The organism is Candidatus Sodalis pierantonius str. SOPE (genome assembly GCF_000517405.1).
Taxonomy (GTDB): Bacteria; Pseudomonadota; Gammaproteobacteria; order Enterobacterales; family Enterobacteriaceae; genus Sodalis_C; species Sodalis_C pierantonii.
Map to the genome: position 1 here is coordinate 3,018,105 of NZ_CP006568.1, position 14,424 is coordinate 3,032,528.

Sequence of the window (14,424 nt, forward strand, 5' to 3'; positions counted from 1 at the left end):
CTACCTTGCATGCTGCAGCATTTTAGTGACAAAAACATCAATCTGATGGATTTCTGATCCCATCTTCGCTATATCTTGTTGTTTAACATATAACTCAAGTGACTCACAGGCACGTTTGCCAGGCTCTAGGCCGAGCATCGCGAAAACTCCTTTCAAACGATGAGCGGTTTGCGCCAGCGCGTTCAGATCGCCGCTTTCCGCTTCAGTATACAACCTCTTTACGTTGTCGGGTACTGTCTCAACAAACAGGGCATAATAGTCGCTGTCCTGTAACCGGTTTTGGTAACCGCCGGTGCTCATCGGCTCGCCGGTCGCCTGATCCCGCTCGTCCTCCGGCTCCCCCAACCGCTGCTCTATCAGCTGCAAAATCGCCTCAAGCATCGGTGCGCTAAAATTGTAATTTACCTTGATACGCCGGGTGGTAAGCGCCATTACACCCTGAGCGTCACCGTCCAGCAGCAGCGCATAATCCTCCATGCGCGCCGGGTCGTCCGTCATCAGTAAATCATGTTCCTGACCGAGATGGTGTTCATCGACGTAGACGCATTCGGCGCCCCATTGTTCCAGCATGCCGCTCACGATAGCGCGTATTTCTTCGTTGCGAATGTCCAGTAAGACTAATGTATCTTCCAGCAACTTCTCGGCTTCGTCTCCGGCGTCGCCCTCCAGCGGGGCCAGCGGCAAGCTGAGGGTATAACGCGTGCCGATATCCACCCGGCTTTGTATCGCCAGCCGGCCGCCCATGCGGCGGCAGAGCTGATCGCACAAGAACCAGGTCAATCCAGAACCGCGCTGATACCGGTCCTGCTGCGCCGCGCTGACAAACGGCTGGCTGAGGTTGGCCAGCTCTTGCTCGCCGATGCCGCTGCCGGTGTCGCTGAGGGAAAAGGTAATCGCGCCGCCGGCGTCATCGCCGCTCACCCGCAAGGTGATTTTGCCGAAATGGGTGGTGGTGATGGTGTAATCGAGGATTAGCGCTATCACTTTGCTCACCGCCTGCGCGTCCCCTGTATAGTGCCGGTCGAACGGCAGCAGGTAGTGATGAAACAGCCCCAGTCCTTTTTGACTCAGCAGCGGTAACCGGTCCCGCAGCTGATGCAGATTGACAGGCGCGCTCGCCGGTTGCCACTCCTGCAGCTCCAGACGGGTAAGCAGCTGTAGATTATCCGTGAGCCCCATCAGGCGTGAAGACTCCTGGCGGAGCTGCGCCAATAACGCCACCTGCTGCTGCTCCTGGCTGGTGGTGATACGATCCACCAGCAGCTCGATCGCGGCCAGCGGCGCGTTCAGTTCCTGCTGAATGTTGTTGAGTATCGCCTGCCGCGCCTCATGATTTTTATCCAATTCCCGCTGGGCCTACTGCAACTTTTTATTGACCAACACCTCTTTGTCCTGATCAAGCAATTGGAACAGCCAGGTCTGAGGGGCGATCTGGCTCTTGAACATCCGAATTTCATACACTTCGTTGTTCACCGTGGCCTGGATCACGCCCTGATGGCCTTCGGCCAGATTAGCGATTTTCTGTAAACTCAGATGGGGTAGGAGGTGATCGGCGATTTTATTGCTCGCCACCAGGGTGTTATCGCTGAAATTATAAATCAGCAGGCCCAGCGGCAGATTGGCGATCACTTCCTGTCCCAGCGTTTGATGGGATTTTAGCTGCTGTACCATATCCGTGTTGGGGCGCAATAAGTTTTTGCGCACCAGATAAATGCCGAGCAGCGAGAAGGCCATTAACACCAGGTCGATAAGCACCAGCCACAGATTATTATGCAGCAGGTCAAGCGCCAGACTGATAAGCGAAACCCGGTAGGTCATGGAGAGCGGCGCATTGGATAACGGCGCGGTAATTTCGAGCATGGCGCCGCTCATTCGACTGTAAACGCGCGGCGCCTGGGCGTCATCGATATCGTCATCGTCCGCATCGCTGTCCGTGGCGTTTCTGTCGGGGGTGCGATTAAGAGCGAAATTGGCGCGCGCCATATTCAGCGGGATAATATCGTTGATGGGCAAATCGAAGGCGATAATGGTCGCCAGATGGCCTGGCTGATTGAATATCATGCGCTGCGTGAAATAGTAGTCGTTGAGAAAACGATATTTGCGCAGGGGAGAGAAACTTTCGCGTTCATCCAGGATGTTGGCCTGCTGCAGCATTTCGCCGCGGCGAGAATCCACCAGCGAGCCGATATAGCTGTCGCGAAAGCGGGGATTCGTGTCGCGCAGCGGCTGCGTGGAGATGAGCGTCAGACTGTTGTCGCTGCCGTTGAGATAGTACAGGGTGAAGCTGTTATTCTCGACCCCCCACAGTACGTCAAGATAGCGCGACATCGCCAGCGCGCGGGTGTAGGTCGCGCTTTCATGGCTGCCGAAAATCATCGCGTCGGTTTTCTTATGGGGTTTATCCACAAAATAGACGTCCGGACGCAGCCGCACTTCCTGAGCGCCGTTGGGCTGCAGCGCCTGCGGGTCGTTTTTGCCGGTAGCGTCATAAAGCTGATAGGCCGCGACGCGATATTTGTCGATGCGTTTTTGCATGGAGCCGGCAATGGTGCTCAGACTATGCTGCTTTTCCACCACATAGGTACTGAACACCTGATAACCCAGGACCCATAGCGATAGCAATAATAAGAGGATAAATACCAGAAAACCGCGCAGCAGCGCAGTCGAGGTTAACGCGATTTTTTTAATTTGCATAACGGCCCGGCTCGGATTGTCCTTTAATGGGGCGCGCGCTGGCGCTGACCAGCAGTAATAATACCGCTACACAGCCAAAAGCGACATACAGGCTGGTTAATTGGGCGATGAAACCAATCAGCGCGGGGCCGGTCAACAAACCGGCGTAACCGACCCCGGAAACGGCCGCCAGCGCCATGAGGCGACATGGCCCGCTGGTCGCTCGCCGCGCTGAACAGTAGCGGCACCAGATTGGCGGCGCCGAAGCCCAGCAGTAGAAAGCTTAGCAGCGTCACCGCCGGCACGTCGATGGCGATAGCCAGCAATAACCCCATTGCGGCGCACAGGCTGCCGCCCATTAGCATGCGAAAGCGGCCGATGCGGTTGATCAATCGATCGCCACAAAGCCGACCGAGGGTCATACTGATGCAGAACAAGGCGTAACCCCGCCCGCCGGACGCGCTGTCCATGCCCCGTTCATGGGTGAGGAACAGAGCGCTCCAGTCCAACATGGCGCCTTCGGTTAAAAACAGAATAGAAGCACAGCAAACCGATGGCCAGCACCCGTCCATGGGGACGGACGAACAGTGGCGCGCTCGGGTTGTCGCCCGCGCCGGTCACGAGGTGACCGGCGGCCATTGTCAGCAGAATGACCAGCGCCGCCACGACCACCAGTACGCTCGCAAGCGGCGTCAAGCCGCAGGCCAGGAGCGCGCTGATCAGACCGGCGCCGGCAATGCCGCCGATGCTGAAAAAGCCGTGAAAGCCGGACATCATGGCGCGGCCGCTGGCTTTCTCCACCGCTACCGCTTGAATGTTCATCGTGATATCCAGCGTCCCCAAACCGGCGCCGAACAGCAGCAGCGCCAGCGCACTTTCCAGCCATGCCAGTATCGGCAGCGTCACGCCCAGCACGCAGACCGCCGCGACGATCGGCCGTTTGCAGCCCAGCCGGTGCGCCCAGGGCGCCGCCAGCAGCGAGCCGATACCCAGACAGAGCAGCAGCAGGCCGAGGGAGGCATCGTTAATCGCCAGCCGCGCTTTGGCGAAGGGCACCAGCGGCGCCCAGGCCGACATAGCGAAGCCGGCGATAAAAAACACCACGCGGGTGGCGACACGCACCGGATAGGTGGCGCGAAGTTCGGGGGGGAGGGCAATGGTCATAATAATGGGCCGCGAGAATGAGTCCTGGTTAAAAACGCGGCCAATGCGGGCCGCAATCGAATTTTTGCTGCTTCCTGCGACGGCATCAATCCCCCTTTGGCCGCCGTAGCGTGGGCGTTTACCCGTAGGGAGCGGGCGCGTGCCGCCATCAATTGCCGGCGCGCCCGGCATGGCGCGAACCGACGCTGCTGTTGCCGGGCGAAATCGTCGCGGCCGGCTTGGCGCCCGCCGTTGCTGAGTCTGCCGAGGTGGCTCACGCTTATGACGCGCCGCCGCGGCGTTCCAGCCATAGCGCGATCATCGCCACGATAAAGGCCTGCTACGCCTCGGTAAGCGCCACGCCGCACGGTATGCCGTACCATTTCTCGAGACAGCCGCGGCAACAGGTGGCGGTGGCGTGCTGGGCGACAAACACCGGATGACCCCGCCACGGCGTTTGCTTACCGTCTTTGGCCGGCAGCGCCGGCGCCAGCCGGCTGGCGATAAAATCCCGCGCATGGTTTAGCACGACCGCCATACCCTTAGCGCGCAGATAAGCGTCTTCGCGCGGGTTTAAGGCGAAACGGCGCCGAAAGGCTGGTTGCTGTAAGCGTTGCCACAGCTGTTCTTGATTCCTTTCGTCTTGCATCATAGTTTTACCTTGCTCCGACTGGCGCCCGTTTGGTATGCGCAGGGCGCACAGTATAGCACGCCGTACGCCGGCAAACGATGGAGGGCAGTCAAACAATTTACGCTACCCCTCTCGCCCCTAGCGCGATAATGCGGCGTGAGGGGCGCAGCAGAACGCTGGCAGGAATGACCGTTGCCGAAAAACAGGCGGCGGCAGGGCGGAATTATGGAATAGTGGCTCTATTTATTTTATTGTGCACTATTGATTTTAAATATAATTCCACCTACCTCACTTTTATAACCCAAAGATCGTTGATGCTCGGCATATTATTCTCGATCTCTCTCACACTATCGCTAAAAAATAACGACGAATGCCATCATGGAAAGCGGTTTGTTTATTTTGATTGCCGAGAATTTTATTGCGATCATCACGTAAAGTTTGAGGATCTTTATTTTTTAACACAATGTTTTATATAGATTTTAATTTTACCTTAGCTATTAATTAGCTGATTAATATAGTACTTTTAGTATTTATTGTTTTTATCATTATGATGTGTGTCGGTTATTTGTTGCCCTCCAATGGCTTGAAAGGTCAAAATCCATCGAGTATGATTCTGCGGTCAGTTCAATATCCGATCTATCAATGACATCAAGATCCGTTGAATGCTCGTTTTTATTTGAGCCTCTGCGGATATCAAATTATTAGTGGCAAAATATAATAAATATAGAGGGTATCAACATGAAACTACAGTATCTGTCTGTACTCGTTTCGGCTATGGTGATGGCCGGCAGTGCCGGGGCCGCCGAAGTTTATAATAAAGACGGCGATAAACTGGATCTGTACGGCAAACTCAACGGCATGCGTTATATGTCCGGCGATGATGATAAAAACGGCGATCGTTCTTTCATTCGTTATGGTTTCCGTGGGGAAACTCAGCTTAGCGACGGGCTTATCGGATTCGGTACCTGGGAGCATGAAGTCGGGCTGCGCCACGTCGAAAGCGAAGGCGCGAAAAGTACCTTTACCCGCCTGGGTTTCGCCGGGATTAAGTTCGACGACGCGGGCAGCATTGACTACGGTCGGAACTACGGCGTGTTGTATGACGTCGGCGCCTGGACCGGTGTGATGCCGGAATTCGGCGGTGATACCACCGTTACCGATAATTTCCTTTCCGGCCGCGCCAACGGCGTGCTCACCTATCGCAATACCAATTTCTTCGGGATGGTGGATGGCCTGAATTTCGCGCTGCAATATCAGGGCAAAAACGACAGCAAGGAGGGTGATACCACCGGCCGCGGCCTCCAGGAGGCCAATGGCGATGGCTATGGCTTGTCCGTCACCTACGATTTGGGTAACGGCGTGTCCGCCGGTGCCGCCGTTAGCAGCAGCAACCGCACTCTGTCTCAGCGATCGCCGGTGGTCGCGCGTAATCAGGGCAAAAAGGCTGAAGCCTACGCCTTCGGCCTGAAATATGACGCCTATAACCTCTACCTGGCCGCGCTGTACAGCGAAACCCGCAATATGACGCCCTACGGCAACTTCTCGGGCGATTTACACGGCTTTGCTGAAAAGGCGCACAATCTCGAATTGGTCGCGCAATATCAGTTTGATTTCGGCCTGCGTCCCTCCCTCGGCTATCTGCAGTCGCGCATTGACGGCGACCAAAAGGGTAAAAGCCACGATATCAAAAAATACCTCGAGGTGGGCGCCCGCTACAACTTCAATAAGAACATGCTGACCTTCATCGATTACCGCATCAATCTGCTGCCCAAGGACGACTTTACCCGTGCCGCGCAGATCTCCACCGACAATATTGTCGCATTGGGTATGACCTATATGTTCTAACGAATCCGCCGCGACAAAATATAGGGTTCGTGAAAAACGGGGCGTGCGGTGTGACGCCCCGCTGTTTGAGACCAACACGCCGTCGCCTCCGCCCGGTGTGAGTGGGGAGACCTGCGGCTAAGGGATACCGGCGAGCAGGATTGCCTCGCGGAGGTGAGTGACGTGATGGGGGTTGAGGCACTAACGATAGCGCTAATTTATCAGCGCTTTTTTGCGCATTTGTCTGACCGCTTTAATCAGCGAAAATACGGCAAAGCCGAGCAAGACGGCTATGAGAATCAGATTCATCATCTCTTTGCTCTCTTTGCTCTCCTTCTATCCTGAAAGGCGCCTATTATCGGCACAGAGGTGGATGAGGGTAATAGGATGATTCCGCAAGCGGGCGTTGCAACGCTTGACACAACGCCTGATACTTTCGCCGTGCTAATGGGTATGGCGTTTTAGGCTACCGGCTTGCCAACCGGCATGGCGCTTTAGGCTTGCGGTGTCGTCAATCGTTACGGCGCCTCATGTTTTCGATGTTAACGACCGCTACGGCGTTTCGGGTTTTCGCCGCGCCGAGGGGGAGGCCGTCTCATGTCCCAGCAAGAGCCCCTCCAGCGATCAAGGTGTTTTCTGCCGCTTCGGGATTGTGATTGTCTTTTGGATAAACAATACTTTATTCTATTTACATTCCCCTCTTTGCCGACAGGATGCCCCCATGTACCGATTAAGAACGTCTCCGGCTTCGCCGTTTGGTCGCAAAGTCGCTTTGGCGGCGGCGGCAACCGGCCTTGCCGATCGGCTGGTTATCGAGCCGGCGGACGTCAATGATCCCACCGATAGCCTGCTTGAGCAAAATCCGTTGGGCAAAATTCCGACGCTCATTACGCCGGAGGGGCAGACGCTGTTTGACTCGCGGGTCATCATCGAATTCCTGGATGACAAAGCCGGCGGCGGTGTGGTAATTCCGCGCGACGATTCCCGCTGGGCGGTTTTACGTCAGCAGGCGCTGGCGGACAGCCTGATGGATGCGGCGCTGCTGGTGGTCTATGAGGGCCGTTACCGCCCGGCTGACGAACGTTCCCCGGGGTGGGTCGCGCGCCAGCAGGAAAGGATGGCGCGCGCGCTCGATTACGCCGAATTACATTATACTCTTGCGCCGGGCGCCAAAACGCCGCACGTGGGGGAGATTGCCCTTGCCGCCGCGCTGGGCTACCTGGATTTGCGCTTTGACGGCGCCTGGCGCCAGCGCTATCCCAAGTTGCTCTCCTGGCTCAATCTGTTTCGTCAGGCGCTACCGGCCTATGACGCCACCGGCGGCAAAACGTCGGTGTGAGTATCCGCGCCTGTTAGCTGGCGCTGCCCGACTAAAGGTGCAGCGGCGTGTCCGGCCGCCGGGCGTGTCATGTTCCCGTTGCAAACAAGGATAATAGGTTATGTCGAACCGTTGGCTGTCGAAAGGCGCGGCGCTTGCCGTCGCCGCGGCAATGTGGATGGGATGGCTTTTCGCGCTGGCGTTTGCCGCTCCGGCGCTGGTAAAAGTCACTTTTGTACAGGAATGGCCGGTGGCGGATGGTTTTTGGATCCCCTGGACATTGGGGATCAGTAAGGGGTTCTACCGCGACGAGGGCATCGATCTGAACGTGGTGGCGCCGCCGACCGTGGCCGACACCATGAAATTCCTCGGCATCGGCCGGGCGGATGTGGCGTTTACCACCGTCATGGACATCATCTTTGCGAAAGAGCAGGGGGCGCCGGTCATTTCCATCGGTCGCTACGGCACCGGCAATAACTGGGACATTTTTACGCCCGAGGGACAATCGGTCACGCTTGCACAGTTAAAAGGCAAGCGCATCGGCATTTATAACGACGCCTGGACCAAAGCACAGCTCTCGCTGATGTTAAAAAGCGCCGGTATGACGTTGGACGACATTCAGATGGTCGCCGCCGCCGATACCGTGCCGCTGCTATTGCAAAAACGGGTGGATGCAACGACCGGGATTACCAACGCCGAAGGGACGGAAATTGCGGTGGCTGGTAAGCAGACGCCGGAATTTATGCCCGCGACACGCCATGGCGTGCCGGATACGCCGATATTTATGTTCGCCGGCAATCAACGCTGGCTGGAAAAGAATCCTTAGCTGGCGAAGGTGTTTATGCGCGCGACCGCGCGCAGTCTGCGCTATGCCATCGAGCACCCCGATGAAGCCACCGCCGCCTTCGCCGCTAAGTACAGCAAGTCTTATGACGAGAATTTCGTCAAACGCCAATGGCGCGACACGATGCAGGTGCTGGGCGCGCCCGGCGACGAACAACTAAAGCAAAATGATAAAGCCTGGCGTGATGTACTGGATGCGGCGACCTCGCTCGGCATTGTGAAAAGCGTCCTGCCGGTGGAGGAGTACTATACCAACGCCTATTTAGCGCAGGGGCAATGAGAGTAACGACCCGCGCCTGAAGCCCCGCGGCAGCGCGCTCCGTCGCTGCTGCCGTCATCCTTCGCGCCGCCCGGCGTTAAGCGCGCGCGTTATGCGTTCACCGCATCGACAAAGCCATTTTTTTGCTTAGTATTAAAATGTATAACTTGCCGCTTTTTTTTATTTGTCGATTATATGTAACGCTTGTAGAACTGTAGCTCCGAAGGAAAATTAAGGAGTGAACAGGCGTGAACTTTCAGCAACTGCGTATCATCCGCGAGTCAGCCCGCTGCAACTATAATCTGACCGACGTTGTGAGCATGCTTTTCACTTCGCAATCGGGCGTTAGCCGTCATATTCGTGAACTCGAAGATGAACTTGGGGTGGAAATCTTTATTCGCCGCGGCAAGCGTCTGATTGGTATGACGGAGCCGGGCAAGACGCTGCTGTCGGTAGCCGAACGCATTCTTAACGAGGCCAATAATATTCGCCGGATTGCCGATGTGTTTGCCAATAAGGATTCCGGCGAACTGTCCATCGTCACCACCCATACCCAGGCGCGCTACAGTCTGCCGGGCGTTATTAAGCAGTTTCGCGAACTGTATCCGCGGGTGCGGTTGGTGCTTAACCAGGGCAGCCCCGAGGAAATCGTTGCCATGCTGCAATCCGGCGATGCCGATGTCGGTATCACCAGCGAGAAACTGATGACCGAAGAGCAATTGGCGGCATTTCCCTATTATCACTGGCATCACGCGGTGCTGGTGCCAGAAGATCATGAGCTGACTCGAGCGCCGCAGCTTACCCTTGAGACCCTGAGCCGCTACCCGCTTATTACTTATCGGCACGGCATTACCGGTCGATCGCGAATCGATGTGGCTTTTCAGGCGGCAGGGCTGCATCCCGAGGTGGTGATAAGCGCTCAGGATTCAGACGTTATCAAGACCTATGTCGAACTCGGGCTGGGGGTGGGCCTGCTGGCGGATATGTCTTACAACCGCGAAAGGGATACCGGCCTGGTCAGCCTGAGCGTGGAGCATCTGTTTGAGGCTAACATCGTCTGGCTGGGGGTAAAACGGGGTCAGTTGCAGCGTAAATATGCCTGGCGGTTCATCCAAGAGCCTGTTGCTGGTTCCGGTCACATCCGATCACTGATTCCGATTTCACCCGATCACTAATTCTGATTTCATCCGATCACTGATTCCGGTCGCCCGATCAGCGATTCCGATTCTGTCCGATCGCTCATCTTCTGTTCCGCCATACTCTGGAGACTTTTAGCTTCCGGGGGCATGGCATGGCACGTAAAAAGAAGAAAGCGAGAACGGAAATGTACATCTATATTAATGTCTTACGTATGAAATTCGAGCAGCGTCGCTCGAATCGCACTATCGCAGCAGCGCTCGGCATAGGCTGTACTACCGTGCACGATATCCTCGGCCGATTCACGGTAGCTAACCTAGTCTGGCCATTGCCGGCGGAACTGTCCCCCGTCGACCTCGACCGCCTGCTCTATCCCGGCAAATCCGGAAAAGTTATCAATACATTACCCAGCTGGCTTGATATCGATACCGAGTTAAGCCGCAAGGGCATGACCAAGCAGCTGCTCTGGATGGAATATCAGTCCGCCGTGGGCGGTGATGCCCTCGGTTACTCACAGTTTTGTGCACTGTTCCGTGACTGGAAAAAGAAGCAGCGGCGTTCCATGCGCATGGAGCACAAGGCTGGCGAAAAGCTCTTCATCGACTTCTGTGGCCCCACCGTACCTATCGTCAACCCTGCGACCAGTAGCGTACGCCAGGTCGCTATCTTCGTCGCTGCCATGGGCGTGTCAGGCTATGCGTATATCGAAGCCTGCGAAGGCCAGGACATGGCATCGTGGCTCAACGCCAATAGCCGCTGCCTGCACTTCATGGGTGGGGTTCCGGAGCTGATGATACCTGATAATCTGCGCAGCGCTGTCAGCACCCCTGACCGCTATGAGCCGGTCATAAACCAGAGCTACCAGGCGCTGGCAAATCACTATGAGACAGTGGTGCTACCGGCGCGCCCGAGAAAACCGAAAGACAAGGCTAAGGCAGAATCAACTGTGCAGTTGGTAGAACGCTGGGTTTTGGCCCGGTTGCGTAAACGTAGGTTCTACTCGCTGGCCAAACTCAACCAGGTGATACGAGAACTCAATCATAAGTTGAATCTGCGCCCGATGCGTCATTACGGCGGACAAAGTCGCCTTGAACGCTTCGAGCAGCTGGACAAACTGGCTCTTGGGCCTCTACCGCCCACACAATGGGAATACAGTGAGTATCTCGTTGCCCGAGTGGGATCTGATTACCACATAGACTACGGCAAAAACTGGTACTCGGTGCCGCATCCGCTGGTTGGCGAGCGCGTTGACGTCATCGCCACCCAACGGCTGGTGCAAATCCACCATAAGGGCGTCTGCGTGGCTACGCACCCTCGCAGCGATAACGCCTATAGGCACACGACTCAGGCGGCGCACATGCCGGCTAACCATAAGGGGCAGAGTCAGTGGACGCCGGAAAGGCTGTGCAGTTGGGCGCTGTCGGTGGGTGTGTGCACACTGAAAGTGGTCGAGTTCCATCCAAAAGAGCAAAGCCCATCCGGAGCAGGCTTACCGCTCCGTGCTGGGGCTACTCAATCTGCAACGGCGCTATGAGACGACGCGACTGGAGAAGGCCTGCGCGCTGGCGTTGGAGAAAGGGTGCATTAACCGCTCTTTCATAGCCAACGTATTGAAACACGGTCGTGAAAGTGAGGTCACCCAGGACGGAGCCGGCGTATCAATGCTGGTTCACGAAAACCTTCCGAGGTCCGGACAGTTATCACTAAGGAGAATAAATATGGATACACTGTTAATGGTAATGGCTCTGCGAGAGCTGAAGTTGTCGGCAATGGTCCAGGCGTTGGAGACGCAACGCGAACTCCCGGGGAGTTATGGGGAGCTGGGGTTCGAGGAGCGGTTGTCGCTGATGGTAGAATCGGAAAATTTACATAGAAAAAACAACCACATATGCCGTATGCGACGGCAATCGCAAATGCGCTTGCAGGCAAAACCGGAAGATATCCGTTATATCCCTAGCCGAGGAGTGACACCGGAACAGATGCGAGATCTGCTAGGGGGACAATATCTGAAATATCAGAAAAGCATACTCATCACGGGGCCGACAGGTACGGGCAAAACCTGGCTCAGTTGTGCGCTTGGTGAGCAGGCATGCCGGCAGCAATATAGCGTGAGTTACTGGCGAGTGGGTCGGTTGCTGGCCCATCTTCACCAGTGTCAGGTAGACGGGACCTATCTAAAACAGCTTAAGCAGTTAGAAAAAATAGAGTTACTGATCTTGGACGACGTGGGCCTAGAATCAATAAGTCCGATGCAGGCAACGATGCTGTTGGAGGTGATGGAAGATCGCTACGACAAAAGCAGCAGCATCCTGATCAGTCAACTGCCGGTGAAAAAATGGTATGGACTGATAGAAAACCCCACGACAGCTGACGCGTTACTCGATCGGTTAGTACACCCCAGCTATAGACTGGAACTTAAAGGCGAATCACTACGCAAAGAGCAAGGAGTAGCCAGCACAGGAAAAATAGACTAAACCCGAGTCAGAAGATGAGCGAACACGTGATCGAATATCACCGGAATGGGTGATCGGAAAATATCGGAATAACTGATCGGATGTCGCCGGAACAGCTGATCGGATACGCGAATCGAGCCTGTTTAGAAATTTGTGTATTTGCCTGATTTTGATATGTTCAATCCAACATCAAAAACAGGTTAATTTATGGACGAAAAACAGTTGCAGGCTCTGGCTAACGAACTGGCCAAAAATCTCAAAACCCCTGAAGATCTCAGTTACTTCGATCGGCTGCTGAAAAAAATTAGCGTCGAAGCAGCTCTCAATGCCGAAATGACCCATCACCTCGGCTACGATAAAAATCAGCCTAAACCGGGGACCAACGCCCGCAACGGCTATTCCACAAAAACCGTTACCACTGGCGATGGCCCGCTGGCGCTGCGTACTCCGCGCGATCGTGACGGTTCCTTTGAACCGCAACTGGTGAAGAAGAACCAGACCCGGATTACCGGGATGGATAACCAGATTTTATCGTTGTACGCCAAAGGGATGACCACCCGCGAGATCGCCGCCGCGTTCAAAGAGCTGTATGACGCCGATGTCTCGCCGGCGCTGGTCTCAAAGGTCACCGATGCGGTCATGGAGCAGGTTGTCGAATGGCAAAACCGGCCTCTGGATGCAGTCTATCCCATTGTTTATCTTGACTGTATCGTTCTAAAAGTCCGGCAGGATAGCCGCATTATCAACAAATCTGTGTTCCTGGCGCTGGGCATCAACATCGAAGGCCAGAAAGAGTTGCTAGGTATGTGGCTGGCCGAAAATGAAGGCGCAAAGTTCTGGCTGAACGTGCTGACAGAGCTGAAAAACCGCGGCCTGAACGATATCCTTATCGCCTGCGTAGACGAGCTGAAAGGTTTCCCTGACGCTATTAACGCGGTGTATCCGGAGGCGCGGCTCCAGCTGTGTATCGTGCATATGGTGCGCAACAGCCTGCGGTTCGTCTCCTGGAAGGACTACAAGGCCGTCACCCGCGACCTGAAAGCTATCTATCAGGCCCCTACGGAAGAAGCCGGCTTGCAGGCGCTGGAAGCGTTCTCCAGTGCCTGGGACATCCGCTACCCGCAAATAAGTCGAAGCTGGCAGGCAAACTGGGCCAATCTGGCCACGTTCTTTGCCTACCCAACGGACATCCGCAAGGTGATCTACACGACCAACGCCATCGAGTCGTTAAACAGCGTGATCCGGCATGCCATCAAAAAGCGCAAGGTGTTCCCGACCGACGACGCAGTGAAAAAGGTGGTGTGGCTGGCGATACAGGCGGCCTCACAGAAATGGACAATGCCTTTGAGGGACTGGCGCATGGCAATGAGCCGCTTTATTATCGAGTTCGGTGACCGCCTGGACGGTCACTTCTGAGAAAAGGCATTTACACAGAATCGTGTACAGGGTCACAGAATCGTGTACAGGGTCGCAGGGCCGGAGGCCCTCATTTTCCCTCCGGCTTCTCTATCACCCTCAACGTCTCACTCTCCCATCAACGTCTCCCTCTTCCCTTAACGTCTCCATCCCCTCAGCGTCTCCCTCATCCACTCTGACGTCTCTACATTCCACACAGGCCTCTCCCACTTCCCTCCCAGCCCTCACCCTCAATGCGTCAGCCGCCATCGCGCGCGATAAACGCGCCATAAAATTGATTTTCCCGCTGCGCGCAGCGCCATGATACGCAAAACACCGTATTAGCGAATGATTAGAAATGCATGAAAATGCCGGCAGTCCTTTTAATTCAGCTGATAGACCATTAGGGGTGCGTTATGGCAATAAGTATCGGAAATGCTTTTTTTCAAATACCCTCAGCGCGGCGCGAATTGGGAAAATCATGGAAAATAAGGGTGAGTCATTACCGACGATGACCCTCTGGGAAAAGATCAAAGACTTTTTCTTTAACGGCGACACCCAAAAATGTCTCTTCATCTTGAATGAACTCTGTCATCCCCCCGCGACATCACAAAACGCGACATCAAAATCTATTTTGAACAATTGCAGGGGATGGCAAATTGCGGCGACAGGCTTCACTTTACCCAAGTGAATGATTTAATGTTCACACTAACCGATAAAGACTTTAAACCGGTGTTATCGCTGAACT

The 14,424-nt window shown here is 55.2% G+C and carries 9 protein-coding genes and 4 pseudogenes; 10 read left to right on the plus strand and 3 right to left on the minus strand.

The genetic code is table 11. The features are described from left to right. The 3 genes and pseudogenes from rcsD to SOPEG_RS15190 form a co-directional block, all read right to left on the minus strand. Positions 1–2,694 (minus strand): annotated as a pseudogene (gene rcsD, locus SOPEG_RS15180) (phosphotransferase RcsD). Further along, a pseudogene (locus tag SOPEG_RS15185) lies at positions 2,684–3,837 on the minus strand (MFS transporter). The pseudogenes rcsD and SOPEG_RS15185 overlap by 11 nt, the downstream one beginning before the upstream one ends. A gap of 319 nt (positions 3,838–4,156) precedes the next feature. Next, on the minus strand, positions 4,157–4,465 hold the full coding sequence (locus SOPEG_RS15190; RefSeq protein WP_071882310.1) for a DUF4186 domain-containing protein: 309 nt from the start codon (positions 4,463–4,465) through the stop codon (positions 4,157–4,159). A gap of 720 nt (positions 4,466–5,185) precedes the next feature. Here SOPEG_RS15190 and ompC point away from each other — a divergent pair. The 10 genes and pseudogenes from ompC (at position 5,186) to SOPEG_RS27675 (ending at position 14,367) form a co-directional block, all read left to right on the plus strand. After that, a complete protein-coding gene (gene ompC, locus SOPEG_RS15195; RefSeq protein WP_025245980.1) occupies positions 5,186–6,292 on the plus strand; it encodes a porin OmpC in 1,107 nt (368 codons plus the stop codon). A 153-nt stretch (positions 6,293–6,445) separates the two neighbouring features. Next, entirely contained in the window at positions 6,446–6,616 is a 171-nt protein-coding gene (locus tag SOPEG_RS28355; RefSeq protein ID WP_158382424.1) for a hypothetical protein, read from the plus strand. Between the two features lie 376 nt (positions 6,617–6,992). Beyond that, positions 6,993–7,610, plus strand: a complete 618-nt coding sequence (locus SOPEG_RS15200; protein ID WP_025245981.1) for a glutathione S-transferase family protein — start codon at positions 6,993–6,995, stop codon at positions 7,608–7,610. Between the two features lie 100 nt (positions 7,611–7,710). Next, on the plus strand, positions 7,711–8,415 hold the full coding sequence (locus SOPEG_RS15205) for an ABC transporter substrate-binding protein (RefSeq protein ID WP_051419792.1): 705 nt from the start codon (positions 7,711–7,713) through the stop codon (positions 8,413–8,415). Positions 8,416–8,430: 15 nt separating this feature from the next. Next, entirely contained in the window at positions 8,431–8,712 is a 282-nt protein-coding gene (locus SOPEG_RS29825; RefSeq protein WP_051419794.1) for a substrate-binding domain-containing protein, read from the plus strand. Positions 8,713–8,939: 227 nt separating this feature from the next. After that, positions 8,940–9,806, plus strand: a pseudogene (cbl, locus tag SOPEG_RS15210) (HTH-type transcriptional regulator Cbl); the annotation flags it as partial. A gap of 176 nt (positions 9,807–9,982) precedes the next feature. Next, positions 9,983–11,535 (plus strand): annotated as a pseudogene (gene istA / locus SOPEG_RS15215) (IS21-like element ISSoEn3 family transposase). A gap of 11 nt (positions 11,536–11,546) precedes the next feature. Beyond that, positions 11,547–12,302, plus strand: a complete 756-nt coding sequence (istB, locus tag SOPEG_RS15220; RefSeq protein WP_038470270.1) for an IS21-like element ISSoEn3 family helper ATPase IstB — start codon at positions 11,547–11,549, stop codon at positions 12,300–12,302. Between the two features lie 186 nt (positions 12,303–12,488). Continuing rightward, the gene (locus tag SOPEG_RS15225; RefSeq protein ID WP_025244301.1) at positions 12,489–13,697 is read left to right on the plus strand and encodes an IS256-like element ISSoEn2 family transposase; all 1,209 of its coding nucleotides are present in this window, start codon (positions 12,489–12,491) and stop codon (positions 13,695–13,697) included. A gap of 337 nt (positions 13,698–14,034) precedes the next feature. Then, on the plus strand, positions 14,035–14,367 hold the full coding sequence (locus SOPEG_RS27675) for a hypothetical protein (protein ID WP_148297101.1): 333 nt from the start codon (positions 14,035–14,037) through the stop codon (positions 14,365–14,367). Positions 14,368–14,424: the final 57 nt, after the last annotated feature.

What these genes read in the sequence shown, in the direction of transcription:
- SOPEG_RS15190 (WP_071882310.1), bottom strand. Translation starts at nt 4,465, where the DNA reads ATGCAAGACGAAAGGAATCAAGAACAGCTGTGGCAACGCTTACAGCAA.
- ompC (WP_025245980.1), top strand. Translation starts at nt 5,186, where the DNA reads ATGAAACTACAGTATCTGTCTGTACTCGTTTCGGCTATGGTGATGGCC.
- SOPEG_RS15200 (WP_025245981.1), top strand. Translation starts at nt 6,993, where the DNA reads ATGTACCGATTAAGAACGTCTCCGGCTTCGCCGTTTGGTCGCAAAGTC.
- SOPEG_RS15205 (WP_051419792.1), top strand. Translation starts at nt 7,711, where the DNA reads ATGTCGAACCGTTGGCTGTCGAAAGGCGCGGCGCTTGCCGTCGCCGCG.
- SOPEG_RS29825 (WP_051419794.1), top strand. Translation starts at nt 8,431, where the DNA reads ATGCGCGCGACCGCGCGCAGTCTGCGCTATGCCATCGAGCACCCCGAT.
- istB (WP_038470270.1), top strand. Translation starts at nt 11,547, where the DNA reads ATGGATACACTGTTAATGGTAATGGCTCTGCGAGAGCTGAAGTTGTCG.
- SOPEG_RS15225 (WP_025244301.1), top strand. Translation starts at nt 12,489, where the DNA reads ATGGACGAAAAACAGTTGCAGGCTCTGGCTAACGAACTGGCCAAAAAT.
- SOPEG_RS27675 (WP_148297101.1), top strand. Translation starts at nt 14,035, where the DNA reads ATGCATGAAAATGCCGGCAGTCCTTTTAATTCAGCTGATAGACCATTA.